At 72.2% G+C, this 19,927-nt stretch carries 25 protein-coding genes; 13 read left to right on the top strand and 12 right to left on the bottom strand.

All coding sequences use genetic code 11. The features are described from left to right. Positions 1-132: 132 nt before the first annotated feature. From ACZ4SW_RS12230 to ACZ4SW_RS12240, 3 genes are all read right to left on the bottom strand, one after another. Entirely contained in the window at positions 133-936 is an 804-nt protein-coding gene (locus ACZ4SW_RS12230; protein ID WP_468241415.1) for an acetate uptake transporter family protein, read from the bottom strand. Between the two features lie 241 nt (positions 937-1,177). Beyond that, the gene (locus ACZ4SW_RS12235; RefSeq protein WP_468241418.1) at positions 1,178-2,788 is read right to left on the bottom strand and encodes a sodium/solute symporter; all 1,611 of its coding nucleotides are present in this window, start codon (positions 2,786-2,788) and stop codon (positions 1,178-1,180) included. Further along, the gene (locus ACZ4SW_RS12240) at positions 2,782-3,198 is read right to left on the bottom strand and encodes a DUF485 domain-containing protein (protein WP_468241420.1); all 417 of its coding nucleotides are present in this window, start codon (positions 3,196-3,198) and stop codon (positions 2,782-2,784) included. Before ACZ4SW_RS12240 ends, ACZ4SW_RS12235 begins: the two co-directional genes overlap by 7 nt. Before the next feature lie 579 nt (positions 3,199-3,777). Between ACZ4SW_RS12240 and ACZ4SW_RS12245 the strand changes: the two genes are divergently transcribed. Continuing rightward, positions 3,778-4,437, top strand: coding sequence for a DedA family protein (locus ACZ4SW_RS12245; RefSeq protein ID WP_468241423.1), 660 nt, complete (start codon positions 3,778-3,780; stop codon positions 4,435-4,437). Positions 4,438-4,466: 29 nt separating this feature from the next. Here ACZ4SW_RS12245 and ACZ4SW_RS12250 read toward each other — a convergent pair whose 3' ends face one another. Next, positions 4,467-5,000 (bottom strand): gamma carbonic anhydrase family protein, encoded by a 534-nt coding sequence (locus ACZ4SW_RS12250; protein ID WP_468241426.1) that lies wholly within the window; start codon positions 4,998-5,000, stop codon positions 4,467-4,469. A 105-nt stretch (positions 5,001-5,105) separates the two neighbouring features. Between ACZ4SW_RS12250 and ACZ4SW_RS12255 the strand changes: the two genes are divergently transcribed. Then, positions 5,106-5,870: an acyltransferase gene (locus ACZ4SW_RS12255; RefSeq protein ID WP_468241428.1), complete on the top strand. Its 765-nt coding sequence runs from the start codon at positions 5,106-5,108 to the stop codon at positions 5,868-5,870. Positions 5,871-5,872: 2 nt separating this feature from the next. Here ACZ4SW_RS12255 and ACZ4SW_RS12260 read toward each other — a convergent pair whose 3' ends face one another. After that, a complete protein-coding gene (locus ACZ4SW_RS12260; RefSeq protein WP_468241431.1) occupies positions 5,873-6,730 on the bottom strand; it encodes an EamA family transporter in 858 nt (285 codons plus the stop codon). A 93-nt stretch (positions 6,731-6,823) separates the two neighbouring features. Here ACZ4SW_RS12260 and ACZ4SW_RS12265 point away from each other — a divergent pair, with 93 nt between their 5' ends. Together ACZ4SW_RS12265 and ACZ4SW_RS12270 are read left to right on the top strand one after the other, a co-directional pair. Then, positions 6,824-7,396 (top strand): helix-turn-helix domain-containing protein, encoded by a 573-nt coding sequence (locus tag ACZ4SW_RS12265; RefSeq protein WP_468241433.1) that lies wholly within the window; start codon positions 6,824-6,826, stop codon positions 7,394-7,396. 51 nt (positions 7,397-7,447) lie between these two features. Continuing rightward, complete coding sequence (locus tag ACZ4SW_RS12270; protein ID WP_468241435.1) at positions 7,448-8,002, top strand: YbaK/EbsC family protein; 555 nt, start codon at positions 7,448-7,450, stop codon at positions 8,000-8,002. 28 nt (positions 8,003-8,030) lie between these two features. Here the strand turns inward: ACZ4SW_RS12270 and ACZ4SW_RS12275 are convergent, their stop codons facing one another. After that, on the bottom strand, positions 8,031-9,116 hold the full coding sequence (locus tag ACZ4SW_RS12275; protein ID WP_468241995.1) for a cation diffusion facilitator family transporter: 1,086 nt from the start codon (positions 9,114-9,116) through the stop codon (positions 8,031-8,033). A 167-nt stretch (positions 9,117-9,283) separates the two neighbouring features. Here ACZ4SW_RS12275 and ACZ4SW_RS12280 point away from each other — a divergent pair, with 167 nt between their 5' ends. Next, a complete protein-coding gene (locus tag ACZ4SW_RS12280) occupies positions 9,284-9,673 on the top strand; it encodes an ArsR/SmtB family transcription factor (protein WP_468241438.1) in 390 nt (129 codons plus the stop codon). Between the two features lie 12 nt (positions 9,674-9,685). On the opposite strand, the gene ppk2 is transcribed toward ACZ4SW_RS12280, so the two are convergent. The 4 genes from ppk2 to ACZ4SW_RS12300 all read right to left on the bottom strand — a co-directional run bounded on the left by ppk2 (position 9,686) and on the right by ACZ4SW_RS12300 (position 12,773). Further along, entirely contained in the window at positions 9,686-10,573 is an 888-nt protein-coding gene (ppk2, locus tag ACZ4SW_RS12285) for a polyphosphate kinase 2 (RefSeq protein ID WP_468241441.1), read from the bottom strand. A gap of 41 nt (positions 10,574-10,614) precedes the next feature. Then, a complete protein-coding gene (locus ACZ4SW_RS12290; RefSeq protein ID WP_468241443.1) occupies positions 10,615-10,848 on the bottom strand; it encodes a hypothetical protein in 234 nt (77 codons plus the stop codon). Between the two features lie 19 nt (positions 10,849-10,867). Further along, positions 10,868-12,022: an inorganic phosphate transporter gene (locus ACZ4SW_RS12295; protein ID WP_468241445.1), complete on the bottom strand. Its 1,155-nt coding sequence runs from the start codon at positions 12,020-12,022 to the stop codon at positions 10,868-10,870. 193 nt (positions 12,023-12,215) lie between these two features. Next, a complete protein-coding gene (locus tag ACZ4SW_RS12300) occupies positions 12,216-12,773 on the bottom strand; it encodes an NAD(P)H-dependent oxidoreductase (protein ID WP_468241447.1) in 558 nt (185 codons plus the stop codon). 150 nt (positions 12,774-12,923) lie between these two features. Here ACZ4SW_RS12300 and ACZ4SW_RS12305 point away from each other — a divergent pair, with 150 nt between their 5' ends. The 6 genes from ACZ4SW_RS12305 to ACZ4SW_RS12330 all read left to right on the top strand — a co-directional run bounded on the left by ACZ4SW_RS12305 (position 12,924) and on the right by ACZ4SW_RS12330 (position 17,560). Further along, complete coding sequence (locus ACZ4SW_RS12305; RefSeq protein WP_468241450.1) at positions 12,924-13,604, top strand: TetR/AcrR family transcriptional regulator; 681 nt, start codon at positions 12,924-12,926, stop codon at positions 13,602-13,604. Positions 13,605-13,632: 28 nt separating this feature from the next. After that, positions 13,633-14,184 (top strand): DinB family protein, encoded by a 552-nt coding sequence (locus tag ACZ4SW_RS12310; RefSeq protein ID WP_468241452.1) that lies wholly within the window; start codon positions 13,633-13,635, stop codon positions 14,182-14,184. 155 nt (positions 14,185-14,339) lie between these two features. After that, on the top strand, positions 14,340-15,350 hold the full coding sequence (locus ACZ4SW_RS12315) for a cation diffusion facilitator family transporter (protein WP_468241455.1): 1,011 nt from the start codon (positions 14,340-14,342) through the stop codon (positions 15,348-15,350). A gap of 83 nt (positions 15,351-15,433) precedes the next feature. Continuing rightward, the gene (locus ACZ4SW_RS12320) at positions 15,434-15,889 is read left to right on the top strand and encodes a MarR family winged helix-turn-helix transcriptional regulator (protein ID WP_468241458.1); all 456 of its coding nucleotides are present in this window, start codon (positions 15,434-15,436) and stop codon (positions 15,887-15,889) included. Then, a complete protein-coding gene (locus ACZ4SW_RS12325) occupies positions 15,886-16,740 on the top strand; it encodes an ABC transporter ATP-binding protein (protein WP_468241461.1) in 855 nt (284 codons plus the stop codon). Before ACZ4SW_RS12320 ends, ACZ4SW_RS12325 begins: the two co-directional genes overlap by 4 nt. After that, on the top strand, positions 16,700-17,560 hold the full coding sequence (locus tag ACZ4SW_RS12330) for an ABC transporter permease (protein ID WP_468241463.1): 861 nt from the start codon (positions 16,700-16,702) through the stop codon (positions 17,558-17,560). Before ACZ4SW_RS12325 ends, ACZ4SW_RS12330 begins: the two co-directional genes overlap by 41 nt. 18 nt (positions 17,561-17,578) lie before the next feature. Here ACZ4SW_RS12330 and ACZ4SW_RS12335 read toward each other — a convergent pair whose 3' ends face one another. Together ACZ4SW_RS12335 and ACZ4SW_RS12340 are read right to left on the bottom strand one after the other, a co-directional pair. Continuing rightward, positions 17,579-17,761 (bottom strand): hypothetical protein, encoded by a 183-nt coding sequence (locus ACZ4SW_RS12335; protein ID WP_103844673.1) that lies wholly within the window; start codon positions 17,759-17,761, stop codon positions 17,579-17,581. 356 nt (positions 17,762-18,117) lie between these two features. After that, on the bottom strand, positions 18,118-18,525 hold the full coding sequence (locus ACZ4SW_RS12340) for a CoA-binding protein (RefSeq protein WP_468241466.1): 408 nt from the start codon (positions 18,523-18,525) through the stop codon (positions 18,118-18,120). A gap of 169 nt (positions 18,526-18,694) precedes the next feature. On the opposite strand from ACZ4SW_RS12340, the gene ACZ4SW_RS12345 reads away from it, so the two are divergent. Both ACZ4SW_RS12345 and ACZ4SW_RS12350 read left to right on the top strand, forming a co-directional pair. After that, on the top strand, positions 18,695-19,378 hold the full coding sequence (locus ACZ4SW_RS12345; protein WP_468241469.1) for a hypothetical protein: 684 nt from the start codon (positions 18,695-18,697) through the stop codon (positions 19,376-19,378). Then, positions 19,375-19,920 (top strand): SixA phosphatase family protein, encoded by a 546-nt coding sequence (locus ACZ4SW_RS12350; protein ID WP_468241471.1) that lies wholly within the window; start codon positions 19,375-19,377, stop codon positions 19,918-19,920. The genes ACZ4SW_RS12345 and ACZ4SW_RS12350 overlap by 4 nt, the downstream gene beginning before the upstream one ends. The last annotated feature ends 7 nt before the right edge of the window (positions 19,921-19,927 follow it).

A 19,927-nucleotide genomic window follows, 5' to 3' on the forward strand; every position in this document is an offset into this window, starting at 1 on the left:
CCCGTGCGTGCCGCAAGGCGGCGACCGCGCCTCGGTCACGGTGTCGCGGACGGCGGCCGGACGGGGGCGGCTCCCGGCGGCCGAGGCGCTGCGCGACCCGGTCGGCGAGCACGCACCGGCGGTGCGCAGCCGTCACTGGCCGGCCCTGAGCCCGGGCATGCCCCCGGCGTACTCGAAGGGGCGCGTCATCCTGTGGCCGGGCAGATTGCCCCGCAGGCTCCAGCGGCCCAGCGGCAGGACGACCCGGCCGCCGAAGGACTCCTCGAGCATCATCGCGCCCGCGGTGTAGAACGCGGCGGCCGAGGAGGCGACCAGTACCCATCCTCCGGCGGTGATCACACTGCCGGCGCCTGCCAGGATGCCGGCGGCCTGCAACGCCGATCCGGCGGCGAGGAGGGCCAGGGTGAGGAACATGCCCAGGTTCCTGCCGAGCGCCCCGAGCGCCGCGAAGAGGGTGGTCAGGGACAGTCCGATCCACCAGAAGCCGAACGCCTCGGTGAGGGTGGTGCTGAGCGGCAGCAGGCCGCCGGCCACCATGAGCTGCATCGTGCCCCACGCGAGCCAGAAGGCCCCCCAGGTGCCGTGCATGGCGGTGGCCACGGCGTCCCGCGCCCGGTAGGCCCACATGCCGGCGGCGAGCTGGGCCACGCCGCCGAAGAAGATGACCAGCGGCGCCAGGACGATCGGCGAGAGGATCTTGTCACCCCACCATCCGGCCAGGTTGGACGCCACCATGAAGGTGGCGGTGGCGTAGCCGAACAGGCCCAGGACCGACGGGGCGGCGATGGGCGTGAGCATCACGCGGCTGCGGGCGAGCCACGTCTCGTATTCGGCCGCGTCGTTCGCCGCGGTCTCGGAAGGCGACCCGGACGTCGGTTCCCGGGCCCCCGAAGCCGGCGCTCCAGGACGCGGCTCCTGTCCCTGGTGTTCCGTCATGGCGACTCCTTCCCTCCGGTCTGCCTGCGGGGTCGTTTCTCTCCGGCAGGCGGCGAGGCGGCACGGCCATGCGGACACGAGGCGCCGAATGCCACGCCGCGGCCGACATCTCCAGCAAAACCCGGACGCGCCGAACGCGCACGGCGGGGCGGGTGCGTCTGCGGCGGCCCATGACGCAGGCGTCTTCCGCAGGCGCTCGTACCGGCCACCGGGCAAACCCGCGGGACGCCGGAGGGCAGGCTCAGTCCCGGGTTCCGTGAGGAGTGGGGCCCACCAGTGTGCGGATCTCGAACTCCTCGTAGTCCGACGGCTCCTGCTGCGGCCGCAGTACGCTCCCCAGCCACCCCAGCAGGAAGCCCGCCGGGATGGAGACGATGCCCGGGTTCTGCAACGGGAACCAGGCGAAGTCGATCTGCGGATACACCGACGTGGGGGAGCCGGAGAGCACCGGGGAGAACACCACCAGCAGCACCGAGCAGGCCAGGCCCCCGTACAGGCCGAGCAGGGCCCCGTGCGCGGAGAAGCGGCGCCAGAACAGGCTGTAGACCAGGGCCGGCAGGATCGCCGACGCGGCGATGGCGAAGGCGAGGAACGCCAGGCTCGCCGTGCTGATCTCCCACGGCAGCAGGGCCAGCAGCATGCCCAGGACACCGATGACGGCCGCAGCCGTCCGGGCCACCCCCAGCTCTTCCCTCTGTGTCGCCCGCCCCTTGCGGATGACCTCGCCGTAGAGGTCGTGGGCGAGCGAGGAGGCGGCGGCCAGGGTCAGTCCGGCCGCGACCGCCAGCAGGGTCACGAAGGCCAGGCAGGAGATCAGCGCGCTGAGCACGGCGCCGCCGAGGGACTGGGCGAGCAGCAGCACGGTCGCGTCGCCCTTGGGGTCGGTCTTCGCAATGGTCTCCCGGCCCAGGATCGCGGTCGCACCCAGGCCGAGGATGCCGGCGGCCAGGCAGACGAAGCCGACGAGCCCCATGGCCCAGACGACCGAGGTGCGCAGCACCCGGGTGGTGCGGGGGGCGAGCAGCCGCATCACGACGTGAGGGAGCGCGGCGAGGCCGAGCACGATCGCCAGCTCCAGGCTGAAGAAGTCGAGCTTGCTGGTGGTGCCGGCGCCGTAGCGCAGCCCGGACTCCAGGAAACGCTGCCCGAGACCGCTGCCCCGGGCCGCGGCCGACAGCAGCGCGTCGACGTTCCAGTGGAAGCGGGTCAGCACCAGGACCGCCATGATCGCCACGCCCGACACCAGCATCATGGCCTTGACGACCTGGATGAAGGTCGCACCGGGCATGCCGCCGAGCGCGGCGTACACGATGACGATGGTGCCGATGACGATCACGCACAGGGTGCGGGTGGCCTGGCTCGGCTCGCCCACGAACTGGGTCAGCAGGGCGACGCTGCCGACGAACTGGGCCACCAGGTACAGGGTGGTGACGACCAGGGTGCAGACGGCGAGGGCCAGGCGGACGGGCCGCTGGAGGCGGGGCAGGCGCAGCGCCAGGGTGTCGCCGAGGGTGAACCTGCCGGAGTTGTGCAGGGGTTCGGCGATGACCAGCAGTACCGCCATCCAGGCGACGGTGGTCCCGCCCAGGTACATCAGTCCGTCGTAACCGGTGAGCGCGACCAGGCCCGTGCTGCCGAGGAGGGTCGCCGCCGACAGGTAGTCCCCGCACATGGCCAGGCCGCCCCGCAGCGGCGACATGCTCCGGTTGCCGAGATAGAACTCGCCGATCTCGTCGCGCTGAGGTGCCGTCAGGAGCGCCGCGAACAGGGTGACCACGACGACGGACAGGAAGAGGAGGAAGGTCAGTTGCAGGCTGAACCGGTCCACGACCCTCGCGGAGACCGTCACCACGTGCCGAACCCCCCGGAGCGCGGGGCGCGCGGGGCGCGCGGGGCACGCGTCCCCCGGGCGTGGCCGCGCTCCATCAGGGTGCGCAGCCGGCGTGCCGCCGGGTCCACGCGCCGGCGCATGTGCACGGTGTGGCGCCACACCGCGAGGGCCATCACGGCGAACTGGGCGAGGCCGAGCGAGAGGCCCACGGTGAGATGGCCGGCCAGGGGCCGGTTCATCACGCCCGGGGCGAAACTCGACAGCAGCACGTAGAGCAGAAAGCCGCCCACGACAAGCGTCACGGTGACGGCCGCAAAGGTGCGGAACGCGCCGCGTATCGACTGGAAATCGGGGTGCTCGTACAGGGTGGGCACTCCCGTGGAATCGGCGGGCGGGGGAGACCAGTCGGCGGGCGGTGGATATCCGTTCATGACGCACCTTCTTCGCTGCGTGTGCCGCGCTGCCGTCTTCGGAGCAGGTCAGAGGAGGGTGAGCTGGGGCGGGTGGGCCCCGGAGGAATGGCCCGCCGAGATCTTCTGCGGTGCCGAAGCCGGTCTTTCGTGCGGACTTTGTGGGGGGTTTGTGGCGCCCCCGCCCTCGGATTCACCGCAAGGGCGGGGCGGCCCTGTCCGGGGTGGTGACGGGGCCGGAATGCGGAGTATCGCAGCGGCGCCCTTGAAGTATCAACTGCCTGTACAGGAGGGATATTTGAACAGATTCGTTTCCGCATTTCCGGCCGGCTCGATGCGGGGGGCGCCCTCCGGCCGGAACGGGGTGCCGTGCCCCGCCGGGGAGGGGGCCCGCGATGCCCGGTCGGCCGGGCGCGTCCTGTCCGTGAGGACGGCCTCCAAGGGCGGGAACACCCTGGGCGCCGCCGTCGGAGGCGATCACCGGTGCGCTCTCCGGGACGGCGATACGCCGGGCCGAGCCGGTAGGCTTCACGGCGTGCGGTGCCCGCCGGGTGCGCGCACGCCGTGAAGGCAGGGACGCGAAGCGGGGAGGAACCGGCGGTGCACGTCCAGGAGTGGCTCGACACGGTCCCCGCGGCCGCGGTCTACGCGGTGGTGGCGCTGGTCATCGGTCTGGAGAGCCTCGGCATCCCGCTGCCCGGCGAGATCGTCCTGGTGTCGGCGGCCCTGCTGTCCTCCCGGCACGGCGGCATCGACCCGGTGGTCCTCGGCGCCTGCGCGAGCCTCGGCGCCGTGGTCGGCGACTCCATCGGCTACGCGATCGGCCGCAAGGGCGGACGGCCGCTGCTGGCCTGGCTCGGGAAGAAGTTCCCCAAGCACTTCGGCGAGGGCCACGTCGCGACCGCCGAGCGGTCGTTCGAGAAGTGGGGCATGTGGGCGGTCTTCTTCGGCCGGTTCGTCGCCCTGCTGCGGATCTTCGCCGGGCCGCTCGCCGGGGTGCTGAGAATGCCCTACTGGAAGTTCCTGACCGCGAACTTCCTGGGAGGCGTCGTCTGGGCGGGCGGCACCACCGCGGTCATCTACTACGTGGGTGTCGTCGCCGAGTCCTGGCTGAAGAAGTTCTCCTACCTCGGGCTGGTCGCGGCGGTGCTGATCGGCCTCGCCTCGATGCTGTTCGTGAAGCGCAAGGCCGCCAAGGCGAGCCGGGCGGCGGCCGGGAAGCAGGAGACCGAACCGGAGACCGTGCCGGCCTCCGAGTGAGTCCCACCGGCACGGTCGCCGAATGGGTCTCACCCTGCCTCGTGCACCTCGCGGTGTGCCCGCGCCAGGTCCGCGTACATCGTGCCGTTGAGCGTGACGACCTCCCGCTCCTCGGCCGTCAGCTCCCGCTTGACCTTCGCGGGAACGCCCGCCACCAGTGAGCCCGGGGGCACCCGCATGCCCTGCGGGACCAGGGCCTGGGCGGCGACCAGGGAGCCGGCGCCGACGACCGCCCCGTTGAGGACGGTGGCGCCCATGCCGATCAGGCAGTCGTCCTCCACGGTCGCGCCGTGGACGACCGCGTTGTGCCCGATGGACACCCGCTCGCCGACCGTGACCGGGAAGCCGGGGTCCGCGTGCAGCGTGCAGTTGTCCTGGACGTTGCTGTCCGCACCGATGGTGATCCGCTCGACGTCGCCGCGCAGGACGGCGCCGTACCAGACGCTCGCGCCCGCGCGCAGCGTCACGTCCCCGATCACCACCGACGTGGGGGACACGAACGCCTCCTGGTCCACCTGGGGATCCCTGCCGCCGATCCCCGCTATCAGCGCCTTGTGCGCCATGCCGTCTCCTCGTGGTCGGTACACCGGCACGGTACGCCACCGGTGGGGCGAAGATCACAGGCGCCCGGACGTCTGGAGCCACCCCCGGCCGACTACGGTAAGCGGGTGCTCAGGAGCAGGAACACGTTCTCATCATGGTGCCGTGGCCTCACGCAGCGCGCCGTCCACGCGGGCTGGGCATGGGCGCAGCGCACGGGGTCGGTGACGGCCGAGCACCCCGGGCGCTTCCGGTTCGGGGCGATGGGAACAGGTACCAGACTCGCCTTCCCGCTCGGCACGGTCTTCGGCGAACCGTGGATCCACCTCGGCGCCCACTGCATCATCGGCGAACAGGTCACGCTGACCGCCGGGCTCATGCCCGGTCTCGACCTCGGCCCCGACCCGATCCTGCGCATCGGCGACGGTGTGGTCCTCGGACGGGGCAGCCATGTCATCGCCGACACCTCGGTCACGATCGGCAGCGACTGCTACTTCGGGCCGTACGTCTACGTGACGTCCACCAACCACTCCTACGACGATCCCCATGAGCCGATCGGGAAGCAGTGGCCCCGGATGGAGCCGGTGGAGATCGGGCCGGGCTGCTGGATCGGCACGGGCGCGGTGATCCTGCCGGGCGCGCGGATCGGGCGGAACGTGGTGGTGGCGGCCGGAGCGGTGGTTCGGGGCGCGGTACCGGACCACGCGGTGGTGGCGGGGGCTCCCGCGCGGGTCGTACGGCGCTGGACGCCCGAGGAGGGCTGGCAGCCGCCGTTGCGGACCCCGGCCCCGGTCCCGATCCCGGACGGCGTCACGCCGGAGCAGCTCCTGGCGCTGGCCGACCTCGATGAGGAGGACGTCGCCCGGCTGGCCGAACTCGAACCCGAGTCGTGAGTTCAGCCGCTGGCGAGCAGCACCGTGCCCACCAGGGCCAGGCCCGCGCCCGCCGCCTGCACGGCGCGCAGCCGTTCGCTGAGGAAGCCCCGGGCGGCGAGCGCCGTGACCACCGGGTAGAGCGAGGCGAGCACTGCCGCCACCGTGACCGGGCCGTGCTGGGCGGCGATCGCGTAGGTGCCGTTGGCCGCCACGTCGGCCAGGCCCACGAAGGCGAGCGCGGGCAGGCAACGCCGGGAGAGCCCCTCGGCGGGCAGCGCCGGGGCGCCGCGGCGCAGGGCGACGTAGAGGGCGGCTCCGCCTCCGGCGACGTTGGCGGCGCGCTGCACGAAGAGCGCCAGGAACAGTCCGGTCACCGTGGTCGACGCCTCCGCGATCAGCGCGAACACGGTGCCGAAGCCGAGCGCCGCCACCAGTGTCAGCAGGACCGCCTGCCGCTGCACCGGGGCGCCCCTGAGCTGGGGGCCGCCCGCGAGCACGACCCCGGTGACGGCGACCAGGATGCCTGCCACCTGCAGTAGTCCGGGTCGCTCGCCGAGGACGAGGCCGACGCCGACGGGGACCGCCACGCTCAGTGTGGCGAGCGGGGAGACGACGCCCATGGGGCCCAGTGCGAGCGCCTTGTAGAAGGACAGCAGGGCGACGGGGCCGACCAGGCCCGCGGCCAGCGCGAACCACAGCCGTGGCCCGGCCTCGCTCCAGCCGCCCGTGGCCACCACGATCACGCCCAGCACGGCCGTGGCGATCGTCTGTGAGACGACGACCACAGTCAGCGCGGGCATCCGCCGCGTCAGCAGTCCGCCGCCGAAGTCGGCCAGGCCCCACAGAAGGCTGGTGGCCAGGGCGAAGAGTGCTGTCATGGGCGGCCTCGCAGTACAGTTCAGTGAACGATCGGGTGCACCTCACCATAGTTCACTGAAGTCAACTCTGTCATATAAAATATTGGACGGAATGTGTCGGACCTCGACCTGCTGACCCAGTCCCTGGCGCGCAACGTGAAGCGGTGGCGCACCGAACGGGGTTTCACCCTGGAAGCGCTGGCCGCCCGCGCCGGAGTCAGCCGCGGCATGCTCATCCAGATCGAGCAGGCCCGCACCAACCCGAGCATCGGCACGGTCGTCAAGATCGGCGACGCGCTCGGCGTCAGCGTCACCACCCTGCTCGACTACGAGCAGGGCCCCAAGGTCCGCATCGTCCCTGCCGAGCAGGCCGTACGCCTGTGGCACACCGACGCCGGCAGCTTCAGCCGCCTCCTCGCCGGCACCGAGGCGCCCGGCCCGCTGGAGATGTGGGACTGGCGGCTGATGCCCGGGGACCGCAGCCCCTCGGACCCGCACCCCGTCGGCACGGTGGAACTCGTGCACGTCACCGCCGGCGAGCTGACCCTCGTCGTCGACGGCGTCGAGCACCGGGTTCCCACCGGCGCCAGCGCCTCCTTCGAGGCGAGCGCCCCCCACACCTACGCCAATGACGGTGACGTCCCGATGGAGATGGTGATGACGGTCTCGGTGCCGCCCGTCCGCTGAGAGGTCCGGCGGGCACCCGGGCGGGTGACGCCCGGCTGTTAGCGTGCCGTCATGCGCGCACCCATCGGAGACTTCGACCACGCCACCCCGGCACCCGACTGCCTCGACGAGCTCACCGCCCCCGTCGCCGACGCCGTACGCCACTGGCGCGGCAGTGTGCCCGCCGAGCAGATCGTGTACGTCGACACCGAGCCCCAGTGGGCCGACACCGCCGTCTTCCTCGAGCACTACGGCAAGGAACTGCTCGACCAGTCCGCCAACTGCGTCGTGGTCGCGGGCAAGCGCGGCGGTGAGACGACGCTGGCCGCCTGCCTCGTCCTGTCCGCCACCAGGGTCGACGTCAACGGTGTGGTGCGCCGCCAACTCGGCGCACGCAAGGCCTCCTTCGCGCCGATGGAGGTGGCGACGGGGGAGACCGGCATGGAGTACGGCGGCATCACCCCGATCGGACTGCCGGACGGCTGGCCCGTGTTGGTGGACTCCAGGGTCGCCGACCTGCCGTACGTCCTGGTGGGCAGCGGCCGGCGGCGCGGCAAGCTGCTGGTGCCCGGCAAGGCGTTCGCGGAACTGCCGAACGCGGTGGTGCTGGAGGGCCTCGGCGTCTGACGTGACACGGGCCCCGAGGGCGCTCGGGTCAGCTCCGGGCGTGGTGCGCCAGGGCCAGGTGCGGGTCCGTCTCGCCCGGGGCCGGAGCCGGGTCCGCGTGCACCAGTGCGGCGGTGAGCCTCGGTACCGCGTGCAGCAGGGCGTGCTCGGCCTCGACCGCGATCGCGTGTGCCCGCCGCACGCTCACCTCACCGTCGACCACGACCGCCACCTCGGCGCGCAACCGGTGCCCGATCCAGCGCAGCCGCAGCTCGCCCACCTCGCACACACCCGGCACCTCTCGCAGCGCCCGCTCCGCCCGGTCCACCAGCGACGGGTCGACGGCGTCCAGCACCCGCCGGAACACCTCGCGCGCCGCATCCCGCAGTACCAGCGCGATCGCGGCCGTGATCGCGAGCCCCACCAGCGGGTCGGCGAGCTGCCACCCGAGGGCCGCCCCGCCCGCGCCCACCAGCACCGCCAGCGAGGCGAACCCGTCCGTCCGCGCGTGCAGTCCGTCCGCGACCAGCGCGGCCGAGCCGATCGCGCGGCCCACCCGGATGCGGTGACGGGCGACCCACTCGTTGCCCGCGAAACCGATGACGGCCGCGACGGCGACGACCGGGACGTGCTGCACGGGGCGCGGGTCCAGCAGTCGCTCCACCGCCGTCCAGGCGGCGAACGCGGCGGACGCGGCGATCGTCAGCACGACCACGATCCCGGCGAGGTCCTCCGCACGGCCATAGCCGTAGGTGAAACGGCGCGTGGCCGCGCGCCGTCCGAGGACGAACGCGATGCCGAGCGGTACGGCGGTCAGCGCGTCGGCCGCGTTGTGCACGGTGTCGCCGAGCAGCGCCACCGACCCGGACAGCACGACCACCACCGCCTGCGCCAGCGCCGTCGTCCCCAGCACGGCCAGCGAGACCCACAGCGCCCGCAGCCCCCGCGCGGAGGATTCCAGCGCCGCGTCGAGCTTGTCGGCGGTCTCGTGGGAGTGCGGGGTGAGGAGATGGCGGAGGCGGGAGAGCGGGCCCTGCGGATGCCCGTGGCCGTGCCGGTGGGGGTGCGGATGCGGATGGTCATGGGATTCGGCGTGGCGGCTGTGGGCGGGTGCCAGGCCGTGGTCGTGCGGCATGTGTTTGTGATCCACATGCTCACCCCGCATGTGCTCGCGTCCCACGTGTTCGTGCCCCATGTGCGTGCGCGCCATGTGTTCGTGCCCCATGTCCTCGTGTCCCATCCAAGGCCCCTTCCGCCGCGCGGCAGTGGACGGGTACCCGTCCCGGAAGCCATTATGTGCGTATGAGCGCACGCATGCACCTATCATCTGCACAGGATGCGCAGCCGCGCACGGACGGCACCGCGCAGGGCCATCCCCGCACGCCCGGCGAGGAACAGTTCGCGCTGGCCGCCGAGCTGCTCGCGCTGCTGGGCGATCGCACCCGTCTGGCCCTGCTGCATGCCCTGAGCGGCGGCGAGGCCGACGTCTCGACGCTCACCGAGGCGTGCGTCGCGGCCCGGCCCGCCGTCAGCCAGCACCTGGCCCGGCTGCGGCTGGCCGGCTTGGTCGACACGCGCAAGGAAGGCCGCCGGGTGATCTACTCACTGCGCGACGGCCATCTGCGCCGGGTCGTGGACGAGGCGCTCAGCCTGGCCGACCACCGCCTCACCGACCGCCCGGCGCACGACTGAGGGCAGGCCGGTTCAGCGGCCGGTGTCGTCCTCGCCCTCCTCCAGCAGGTTCGCCGCGGCGCCCACGATCCGGGGGTCGGGGATGCCGACGACCTCCTGGTCCTTGTCGGTGTAGTCGAAGCGGGCGAGCACGCTGCGCATCGCCTCGACCCGGGCCCGCTTCTTGTCGTTGCTCTTCACCACGGTCCACGGGGCGTGGTCGGTGTCCGTCTCGCGGAACATGGCGACCTTGGCCGCGGTGTACTCGTCCCAGCGGTCCAGCGAGGCCAGGTCCATCGGGCTGAGCTTCCACTGCCGTACCGGGTCGACCTGGCGGATCGTGAAACGGGTGCGCTGCTCGCTCTGGGAGACCGAGAACCAGAACTTCACGAGGTCCACGCCGTCGTCCACGAGCATCCGCTCGAACAGCGGGGCCTGCCGCATGAAGCGTCGGTACTCGTCGTCCGTGCAGAAGCCCATCACCCGCTCCACCCCGGCCCGGTTGTACCAGGACCGGTCGAACAGCACGATCTCGCCCGCGGTCGGCAGGTGCTGGACGTACCGCTGGAAGTACCACTGCCCGCGCTCGCGTTCGGTGGGCTTCTCCAGGGCCACCACGCGGGCGCCACGCGGGTTCAGGTGCTCGGTGAAACGTTTGATCGTGCCGCCCTTGCCCGCCGCGTCACGCCCCTCGAACACGATGACGAGCCGACGGCCGGTCTCCTTGATCCAGTTCTGCAGCTTCAGCAGCTCGATCTGCTGGAGCCGCTTGTGCCACTCGTACTCCTTGCGCTCCATCCGGTGGTCGTACGGGTAGTTCTCCCGCCAGGTGTCCACCGGGCTGCCGTCCGGCCGGATCAGCACGGGATCGTCGTGGTCGGTGTAGTCGACCCGCAGGCCGTCCGTGACCAGAGGTGTCATCCGTCCTTCCCTCTTCCCTTCATGGGGGCGCCTCGGCGGGATCAGTGGAACTGCGGCACGATCAGGTAGATCCCGTACGCCACCACGGCCGCGCAGGCCACGAAGCACAGCCCGGCCTGGGCGAGGCCGAGGGCGGGCGTGCCGCCGTCCCTGTCGCGGGCCGACTCGACCTGGGCGAGGCCGAGGACGCCGAGCGCGAAGACGACGACCACGGCGACGGTGACTCCGATGCTGACCGCGGTGACCTGGCCGAGGGCGGTCCAGTCGAGGTGCATGGCGCGTACTCCTTCGGGTTCAGGCGGCGGTGCCGACGGTCGCGGGCGGGGTGCTGCGCAGGGTGACCTCGTGGGTCTCGTTCACGTTGTCGGCGCGCACGGGGTTGCGGCGCGAGACGGCCACGATGCCCGCGGCGACGGCGGCGGCGACCAGGGCGATCACCACGGTGCCGGCGTTGCCGCCGTGCTTGACGACGCCCGCGGAGAGACCGCCGACCAGGGCCGCGGCCGGGAGGGTGATCATCCAGGCGATCACCATCCGGCCCGCGACGCCCCAGCGCACCTCGGCCAGCCGACGGCCGAGGCCCGCGCCGAGGATGCCGCCGGAGCAGACCTGGGTGGTGGACAGCGCGAAGCCCAGGTGGGCGGAGGTCAGGATGACGGTGGTGGACGCCGCCTCGGCGGCGAAGCCCTGCGGGGACTGGATGTCGGTGAGGCCCTTGCCCATGGTGCGGATGATCCGCCAGCCACCGAGGTAGGTGCCGAGGCCTATGGCCAGTCCCGCCGAGGCGATCACCCACACCGGCGGGCCCGCGTCATGCCCCAGGGCGCCGGCGGAGATCAGCGTCAGGGTGATCACGCCCATGGTCTTCTGGGCGTCGTTGGTGCCGTGGGCGAGGGAGACCAGGGAGGCGGAGGCGATCTGCCCGAGGCGGAAGCCCTTGGTCACGGACTCCTTGCGGGCGCGGGCGGTGATCTTGTAGGCGAGGTAGGTGGCCAGCAGCGCGGCGAGACCCGCGACGAGCGGCGAGGCGACGGCCGGGATCAACACCTTCTCGACAACCTTGTCGAAGTGCACTCCATGACTGCCCGCACCGACCCAGACGGCCCCGATCAGGCCGCCGAACAGCGCGTGGGAGGAGCTCGACGGCAGCCCGAGCAGCCAGGTCAGCAGATTCCACAGGATCGCGCCGACCAGTCCGGCGAAGATCATGCCGGGGCTCACCAGGGTGTCGTCCACGATGCCGCCGGAGATCGTCTTGGCGACCTCGGTGGACAGGAAGGCACCCGCGATGTTCAGGACCCCGCTGATCAGGACCGCTGTTCGTGGCTTGAGGGCGCCGGTGGCGATGGAGGTGGCCATCGCGTTGGCGGTGTCATGGAATCCGTTCGTGAAGTCGAAGGCCAGCGCCGTGACGATGACGACGGCCACGAGGAACGTGATGTGGTCCATTCCTCGATGCAAGCAACCGAAGGCGACCGCCTGGCGACGTCCAGGCAAAGCCGGAGCATGCGTCTCATGGTTGAAAAGGCAAGGACCAAGGGTGTCCCCGCCGGGGATGGAAACGGCTGTGGGCCGGGACTCCACGGTCCTGGCCCACAGCCGGGTCACGTTCCGGGCCGTTCTCGGCCCGGTGTCCGGGAGGTCAGGCGGCGACCGGCTTGGCCTGGGAGAGCTGCTGGATGACCTTGGTCAGGCCCTCGACGACCTCGACGTCGTCCGCCGGGTGGGTCTCGGCGAAGCGGGTCAGGGAGCCGGGGATGGACAGCTTGGCGTCCTCGACGACGTGGGCGCCGGCGATGCCCACGGCCTTGCGGGTCTCGTCCTGCGCCCACACGCCGCCGTACTGGCCGAAGGCGGTGCCGACGACGGCGACCGGCTTGCCGGTCAGGGCGCCGGCGCCGTACGGACGGGACAGCCAGTCGATGGCGTTCTTCAGGACGGCGGGGATGGTGCCGTTGTACTCGGGCGAGAAGAGCAGCAGCGCGTCGGCCTGGGCGGCGGCGTTGCGCAGCGCGGTCGCGGCCTCGGGGACGGTGCCCTCGACGTCGATGTCCTCGTTGTAGAAGGGCACCTGGCCCAGGCCCTCGTGCAGGACCACCTCGACGCCCTCGGGGGCGTGCTTCGCGGCGGCCTCGGCGAGCTGGCGGTTGTGGGAACCGGCGCGAAGGCTGCCGACCAGGGCGAGGATGCGTACGGACATGGCGAAACTCCCGGAATCGTGTGATCAATGCAAGTGGACCGGGGAAGTCCGTTGAATGTTGTACCACTTTAATCGGACTGCGGTCCACTTCCCGTGTCACCTTAAACGGACCAGGGTCCGATTGTCTTCCCCGGGCGTTAGTCTGTTGCCATGACCGAGCCGCTCCCGCCCCTTCTGCCGCCCCCGGGCAGCGTCGACAGCCCGACCGACCTGGCCCTGATGCCCACCGGGGAGACCGGCCGGCTGCGCGCCGACGCCGCGCGCAATCGCACCCGCCTGCTGGAGGTCGCGGCCCGCCTGGCCGCGGAGCGCGGCATCGGGAACGTCACCATGGAGGACATCGCCTGTGGCGCGGGCGTCGGCAAGGGCACCGTGTTCCGGCGTTTCGGCGACCGTCTCGGCCTGCTCACGGAGCTGCTGAGTCACCAGGAGGCGCAACTCCAGTCGGCCTTCCTCTCCGGGCCGCCCCCGCTCGGCCCGGGCGCCCCGCCCCGGGAGCGCCTGCACGCCTTCGGTTGTGCCGTCATCCGCCACGAACACGCGCAGCGGGACCTGTACGTGGCGGCGCACACGGACCCGGCCCGGCGGCGTGCCCACCCGGCGTACCGGTTCCGGCTGGCCCACGTCTGCATGCTGCTCCGCGAGGCGCGGGCGGGCGGCGACACCGAGATCGTCGCCCACGCGCTGCTGGCCTACCTGGAGACGGCGGTCATCGACCACCTGGTCTCCGGCCTCGGGATCTCCCTGGAGCGCGTGGAGGCCGGCTGGTGCGACCTGGTCGACCGGTACACCGGCCGATGTACCGACCATCCGGGCCGATGTGCCGACTGACCGACTTCGCGTCCCGCATGATGAGGGCATGACGACCACGAGCAGAAGAGCCGAGATGTTCGTCCCCGCCGACCGGGACCCCCGCGTCCTCGGTCCCGCCACCGGTGACGAACGCACGCTCCTCGCCGACTTCCTGGCCGTCCAGCGCGCCACGCTGGAGCTCAAGTGCTCGGGCCTGGACGGCGAGTTGTCGCAGCGCTCGGTCGCGCCGTCCACGCTCTCGCTCCTCGGCCTGGTGCGGCACCTCGCCGACGTCGAACGCCGCTGGTTCCGCCGGGTCCTGGCCGGTCAGGACGCTCCGCCCCTGTTCTCCTCGCCCTCCGAACCCGACGGCGACTTCACCGGCGCCCTCCCGGACCCGGACGTCGTGGCCCTGGCCTGGAAGGCCTGGCGTGCGGAGATCGCCTTCGCCGACGCCTTCGTCGCCGCCGCGCCCGACCTGGACATCGAGGGGCACGACTCCTGGCGCGGAACCGTGTCGCTGCGATGGGTCCTCATGCACATGATCGAGGAGTACGCCCGCCACAACGGCCACGCCGACCTCCTGCGCGAGCGCATCGACGGGGCGATCGGAATCTGACACCGCTTCGCCCGTCCCTCGCCGCCGTAACGTTTGCGCAGGTCAGCGGCTTATTATCGGACATGACAACGGTCACCGGTGCAGCCTTTGCCCCGGGGCGTGACCATGCGTTTCACTGCCTCGAGACACCGGAAGCGAGGGGGAAGGCGGACCACATGAGCGGCCACGGTCATGAGCACGGCCAGGCGGGCCATTCGGGGCACTCCCACGGGGTGTCGGCGGATGCCGACCGCCGCTGGCTCGGCCTCGCGCTCGGCCTGATCACCGTGTTCATGGCGGCCGAGGTGGCCGTCGGCATCGTCGCCGGCTCCCTGGCGCTGATCTCCGATGCGGCCCACATGCTCACCGACGCCGCGTCCATCGTGCTCGCCCTCATCGCGATGCGGCTGGCCGCGCGCCCGGCCCGCGGCGGTTTCACCTACGGCCTCAAGCGTGCCGAGATCCTCTCCGCCCAGGCCAACGGCCTGACCCTGCTTCTGCTGGGCGCCTGGCTGGCGTACGAGGCCGTACGACGCCTGATCGAGCCGCCCCGCGTGGAAGGCGGCCTCATGCTGGCCACCGCCCTCACCGGGATCGTCGTCAACGTGGCCGCCACCTACTGCATCTCGAAGGCCAACCGCACCTCGCTGAACGTGGAGGGCGCCTACCAGCACGTGCTCAACGACCTGTTCGCCTTCATCGGCACCGCGATCGCCGCGCTCGTCGTCGTCCTGACGGGCTTCCGGCGCGCCGACCCGATCGCCACGCTGGTGGTCGTCGCGCTGATGGTGAAGGCCGCGTACGGGCTGCTGCGCGACTCCGGCCGCATCTTCCTCGAGGCGGCGCCCGCCGACGTGGACCCGGACGCGCTCGGCGACCGGCTGGTCGCCCGGTCCGGCGTCGTCGAGGTGCACGACCTGCACGTCTGGCAGATCACCTCCGGCCAGGCCGCGCTGTCCGCGCACATCCTGGTCGAACCCGGCGGCGACTGCCACGCCGTGCGCCGCGACCTGGAGGAGGTGCTGCGCCACGACTACCGCATCACCCACACCACCCTCCAGGTCGACCACGCTCCGGAACAGATCCTGCAGGTGGCCCTGCCCGGCGACCGGGACGCCGCGGAGGACCCCGCGCACTGCGACGCCCCGCACGGCCCCGTGCACCGCGAAGAGCCGCACCACCACTGACGGGCGGCCGCGCGCCCCCTTCCCCGCGATCCTTGACCGTCCCTTTCCCCGAATACCTCTGAAGCAGAGCTAATGTCGAAGGCATGGAATCGGAGAGCCTCGCCGACGACCTGGGGGCCGCGCTGATCGGAGTGCAGCGGCTGATCCGCCGGCGCGTGCGCGGCGGAATGGCCGCACCGCCGCTGCGCGGAGCCGAGGTCGAACTGCTGCGCCTGGTGGTGGAACGGCCGGGCGTCGGGGTGTCGGACGCCGCCAAGGAGCTCTTCCTGGCGGGCAACTCGGTCTCCACGCTCGTCAAACACCTGGTCCGCGACGGCTATCTGATCCGTGAGACGGACCCGGCCGACCGGCGCGCCGCGCGCCTGCTGCCCACCGAGGCGGCCAAGGCGCGGCTGCACGACTGGCGCGCGCGGCGGACGGCCCTCGTACGCGGCCAGGTGGCACGCCTCGACGAGGCGGACCGCAAGGCGCTCGAGGCGGCCCTTCCGGCCCTGCGCAAGCTGGCGGAGAACCTGCACGAGGAGGCCGAGGAGACATGACCCGGAACGCGACCGGCGGCGAGGACCCGGCGGTCGACGCCGTCACCTGTGCCGGACTGCGCTACTCCTTCGGGGAGACCAACGCGGTCGACGGACTCGACCTCACCGTCCGCGACGGCGAGGTCTTCGGACTGCTCGGCCCCAACGGTGCGGGCAAGACCACCGCCATCCGCTGCATGACCACACTCCTTCCCGTCCCGGCCGGCATGGTGCGCGTCTTCGGCCACGACGCGACACGCGACCGCATGGCCGTGCGGCGCCTGCTGGGCTACGTACCGCAGCAGCTCTCCGCCGACGCCGGGCTCACCGGCCGGGAGAACGTCGCCCTGTTCGCCCGCGTCTTCGACGTCTCCCGCCATGAGCGGGCCCGGCGCGTGGACCAGGCTCTCGCGGCCGTCGACCTCACCGCCGCGGCCGACCGGCTCGCGAAGACGTACTCCGGTGGCATGGTCCGCCGCCTCGAACTCGCCCAGGCGCTGGTCAGCGCGCCCCGGCTGCTGATCCTCGACGAGCCGACCATCGGCCTCGACCCGATCGCCCGGACCAGTGTGTGGGAGCACATCAACGCCGTGCGCGCCGCCACCGGCATGACCGTCCTCGTCACCACCCACTACATGGACGAGGCCGACCAGTACTGCGACCGCGTCGCCCTGATGCACCGCGGCCGCGTCCGTGCCCTCGGCACCCCCGAGGAGCTGCGGAACGGCCTCGCGCAGCGGCTCGGCACCGAAGGCCCGCTGCCGACGCTGGAGGACGTCTTCCGCGACGTCGCCGGCAGCGGACTCGACGACCAGTCAGGAGACTTCCGCGATGTCCGAAGCACCCGCCGCACCGCGTCCCGCGTCGGCTGACCGCGCCCACCCGGCGGACCTCGACCTGCTGGTGGCCCCACCGCGGGCCCGCACCGGCTGGAAGGTGCTCCCCGCCCGGGTCGCCGCCATGTGCGCCGTCGAGCTGCAGAAGCTGCGCCACGACCGCACCGAGCTGTACACCCGGGCGATCCAGCCTGCGCTGTGGCTGCTGATCTTCGGGGAGACGTTCACCCGGATCAGGGCGATCCCCACCGGCGGCATCCCCTACCTCGACTACCTCGCACCCGGGATCATCGCCCAGTCCGCGATGTTCATCGCGATCTTCTACGGCATCATGATCATCTGGGAGCGTGACTCCGGCATCCTCACCAAACTGCTGGTCACCCCGACCCCGCGGGCCGCTCTGATCGCCGGCAAGGCCTTCGCCGCCGGGGTGAAGGCGCTGGTGCAGGCGGTCGTGGTGGTCCTGATCGCGGCGCTGCTCGGAGTCGCGCTCACCTGGAACCCGCTGCGGCTGCTGGGTGTCGCGGTGGCGGTCGTCCTCGGCTCGGCGTTCTTCTCCTGCCTGTCCATGACGATCGCGGGCATCGTCCTGACCCGCGACCGCCTCATGGGCATCGGCCAGGCGATCACGATGCCGCTGTTCTTCGGCTCCAACGCCCTCTACCCGGTGCACGTCATGCCCGGCTGGCTGCAGGCCATCAGCAAGGTCAATCCCCTGAGCTACCAGGTCGACGCCCTGCGCGGCCTCCTCCTCGGCACGCCCTCCCACCTGCTCACCGACTTCCTGGTGCTGCTGGTGGCGGCGGCCCTCGGCATCACGTCGGCCTCGTCGCTGCTCGGCCGGCTGGCCCGCTGAGGCGGGGCAAGGGACAGGTCACCTCTTCTTCCAGAACGCCATGAGATCCGCCAGCGCCCTGATGATCTCCGGGCGCTGCGACGCCTCCGCCTGCCGCAGACTGATGGCGAGCGACAGAAGGATCATGGCGACGAAGAGGCCGACGGCGTAGACGAAAAGCTGAGGGGCCGCCACGGCCACCTGCTCCAGTACGGACCACATAGCGCCTCCCGGACATTTCCAGCCGCTGCGTCCGAGAGACTCCGGCAGGGCGCGAAGCCCCTCGACGAAGGCAGGTCGATCGATCTCCGTGGTGCTTTGTGTCGGGTCGGCGGCGCCGGCTGCTGCAGCCCGTGTGCCGGTCCCGGTCGAAGGTGAGGGGCCCGTACGTCGAGCAGCTCGGCGCCCTGAGCGGTTCGGTCGCGTCGACGTCGGCGGAGGCGGGGCGGAACTCCTCGCCGCCGCCCGACCAGTTACTTCGTCGTATCAAGATATCCGGGAGGACGGCAGGGACCCGTGTGGCGCGCGCGCCGGTTCACTCTCGCAGCCCCCTCGGCCCTCGGCCGGTTGTCGCGACCTCAGCTCAGGGAGGGGATCTCGATGGCCGGGCAGCGGTCCATGACCATGTCCAGCCCGGCCGCACGGGTCCGCTCGTAGGCCTGCTCGTCGATGACGCCCAGCTGGAACCAGACGGCCTTGGCACCGATCGCGACCGCTTCGTCGGCGACCGGGCCCGCCAGGTCGCTGTTGACGAAGACGTCCACCACGTCGACCGGGAAAGGAATCGCGTCCAGCGACGGGTAGCCCTTCTCGCCGTGGACCGTCTCGGCCTTGGGGTGGACCGGCACGATGCGCTTGCCGAAGCGCTGCAGGACGGCGGCGACCCCGTAGGCCGGCCGGCGCTGGTTGGTGGACAGCCCCACGACCGCCCAGGTGTCGCCCAGCTCGGTGAGGATCTTGCGGATCGTTGCGGAGTCGCCGTACACGCCCGGTTCCCTTCGACGTCTCGCGGCCCGGCAGTCCCGTGCCGCCTGCTGTGGGCGGCAACAGCCGGTGGGAGGCGGTTGATTCCCGAGGGGCGGCCGGGTCGGCGGGCCCGGCCGGAACGGAGTCCGTTCGGCTGCGCCCGGGACGTCGCCCGCCTACGCTCGCCTCGTGCTCCGAATCACCGACGCCCGCAGCGGCGGGCCCACCGACGTCCGTCCGGGCCTGGTCAGGGTCCACGCGCACCCCGCCGGTGACGACACCTCCGCGCTGCGGGTGCTGCTGGTGGCCGACGTACTGGCCAGGGCCCTGGAACTCGGCGGAACACCCGTGGTCACGGTGGGCGCACCGCCCGCCGCGCTGCGGGCGCGCGCCGACGACCTCGGCATCCGCCCCGCCGAACCGGACGCGCCGGGCATCGGGCGGGTGCTGCACGTGGTCGGGGCCCACACCGCCGGACCCGGCGGTGTGCGTGTCGAGGTCGCCCCCGCGACCGGCCCCGCCGACCCCGCCGCCCCGCCGTCGGCCGTACGCCTCGCCCTGCTCGCCCGCCCGCGCCGGCAGCCCGCCGACCTGGACGAGGCCGCCCTCACCGCGGCGCGCGAGACCCTGCTCCGCTGGCGCAAGGCAGTCGCCACCTGGGCGACCCGCCCCTCCAGACCGATCCCCGAGCAGGTGCGGCAGGAGCTGCGCACCGCCTGGGAGGACGATCTGGACATCCCCGCCGTCCTCGATGTCCTGCGGTGCGTGGAGAGCGCCGACGACGTGCCGGACGGCGCGCGCTTCGAGACCTACGCCTACGCCGACCGGCTGCTCGGACTCGACCTCACCCGCGAGATTGGCACCCGGACATGAGCACCCCGGCCCGGCAGGCCCCGCTGCGCAGGCTCGTCGTGCTGCGGCACGCCAAGTCCGCCTGGCCCGACGGCGTCCCCGACCACGAACGGCCGCTCGCGGCGCGTGGCCGCCGGGACGCCCCGGCCGCCGGACGCGCGCTCGCCGAGGCCGACTGGCTGCCCGATCTCGCCCTGTGCTCGACCGCCGTCCGCGCCCGCCAGACCTGGGAGCTCGCCTCGGCGCAGTGGGGCACCCCGCCGCCCGTACGACTCCAGCCGCGGCTGTACGCCGCCGACGTCCCCGATCTGCTGGACGCCGTGCACGAAGTGCCCGCCGCGGTACGGACGTTGCTGCTGATCGGGCACAACCCGGGGCTCGCCGAGCTGGTGCTGGAACTCGCCGGGGACGGCCTCGACGACACGCTCGACCGGGTCCGCACCAAGTTCCCCACCGCGGCCATCGCCGTCCTCGCCTGGCACGGCCCCGCCTGGAACGCGCTGGTCCCCGGCGCGGCGCTCCTGACGGACGTGGTCGTGGCGCGCGGGAGGAAACCGAAGTAGGGCCCGC

The organism is Streptomyces sp. NPDC028331, assembly GCF_055565775.1.

Bases quoted from the DNA above. Each gene is read 5' to 3' on its own strand.
- ACZ4SW_RS12230 (WP_468241415.1), bottom strand. From the start codon at position 936: ATGACGGAACACCAGGGACAGGAGCCGCGTCCTGGAGCGCCGGCTTCG.
- ACZ4SW_RS12240 (WP_468241420.1), bottom strand. From the start codon at position 3,198: ATGAACGGATATCCACCGCCCGCCGACTGGTCTCCCCCGCCCGCCGAT.
- ACZ4SW_RS12250 (WP_468241426.1), bottom strand. From the start codon at position 5,000: ATGGCGCACAAGGCGCTGATAGCGGGGATCGGCGGCAGGGATCCCCAG.
- ACZ4SW_RS12260 (WP_468241431.1), bottom strand. From the start codon at position 6,730: ATGACAGCACTCTTCGCCCTGGCCACCAGCCTTCTGTGGGGCCTGGCC.
- ACZ4SW_RS12270 (WP_468241435.1), top strand. From the start codon at position 7,448: ATGCGCGCACCCATCGGAGACTTCGACCACGCCACCCCGGCACCCGAC.
- ACZ4SW_RS12275 (WP_468241995.1), bottom strand. From the start codon at position 9,116: ATGCCGCACGACCACGGCCTGGCACCCGCCCACAGCCGCCACGCCGAA.
- ACZ4SW_RS12280 (WP_468241438.1), top strand. From the start codon at position 9,284: ATGAGCGCACGCATGCACCTATCATCTGCACAGGATGCGCAGCCGCGC.
- ppk2 (WP_468241441.1), bottom strand. From the start codon at position 10,573: ATGACACCTCTGGTCACGGACGGCCTGCGGGTCGACTACACCGACCAC.
- ACZ4SW_RS12290 (WP_468241443.1), bottom strand. From the start codon at position 10,848: ATGCACCTCGACTGGACCGCCCTCGGCCAGGTCACCGCGGTCAGCATC.
- ACZ4SW_RS12295 (WP_468241445.1), bottom strand. From the start codon at position 12,022: ATGGACCACATCACGTTCCTCGTGGCCGTCGTCATCGTCACGGCGCTG.
- ACZ4SW_RS12300 (WP_468241447.1), bottom strand. From the start codon at position 12,773: ATGTCCGTACGCATCCTCGCCCTGGTCGGCAGCCTTCGCGCCGGTTCC.
- ACZ4SW_RS12305 (WP_468241450.1), top strand. From the start codon at position 12,924: ATGACCGAGCCGCTCCCGCCCCTTCTGCCGCCCCCGGGCAGCGTCGAC.
- ACZ4SW_RS12310 (WP_468241452.1), top strand. From the start codon at position 13,633: ATGACGACCACGAGCAGAAGAGCCGAGATGTTCGTCCCCGCCGACCGG.
- ACZ4SW_RS12315 (WP_468241455.1), top strand. From the start codon at position 14,340: ATGAGCGGCCACGGTCATGAGCACGGCCAGGCGGGCCATTCGGGGCAC.
- ACZ4SW_RS12320 (WP_468241458.1), top strand. From the start codon at position 15,434: ATGGAATCGGAGAGCCTCGCCGACGACCTGGGGGCCGCGCTGATCGGA.
- ACZ4SW_RS12325 (WP_468241461.1), top strand. From the start codon at position 15,886: ATGACCCGGAACGCGACCGGCGGCGAGGACCCGGCGGTCGACGCCGTC.
- ACZ4SW_RS12330 (WP_468241463.1), top strand. From the start codon at position 16,700: ATGTCCGAAGCACCCGCCGCACCGCGTCCCGCGTCGGCTGACCGCGCC.
- ACZ4SW_RS12335 (WP_103844673.1), bottom strand. From the start codon at position 17,761: ATGTGGTCCGTACTGGAGCAGGTGGCCGTGGCGGCCCCTCAGCTTTTC.
- ACZ4SW_RS12350 (WP_468241471.1), top strand. From the start codon at position 19,375: ATGAGCACCCCGGCCCGGCAGGCCCCGCTGCGCAGGCTCGTCGTGCTG.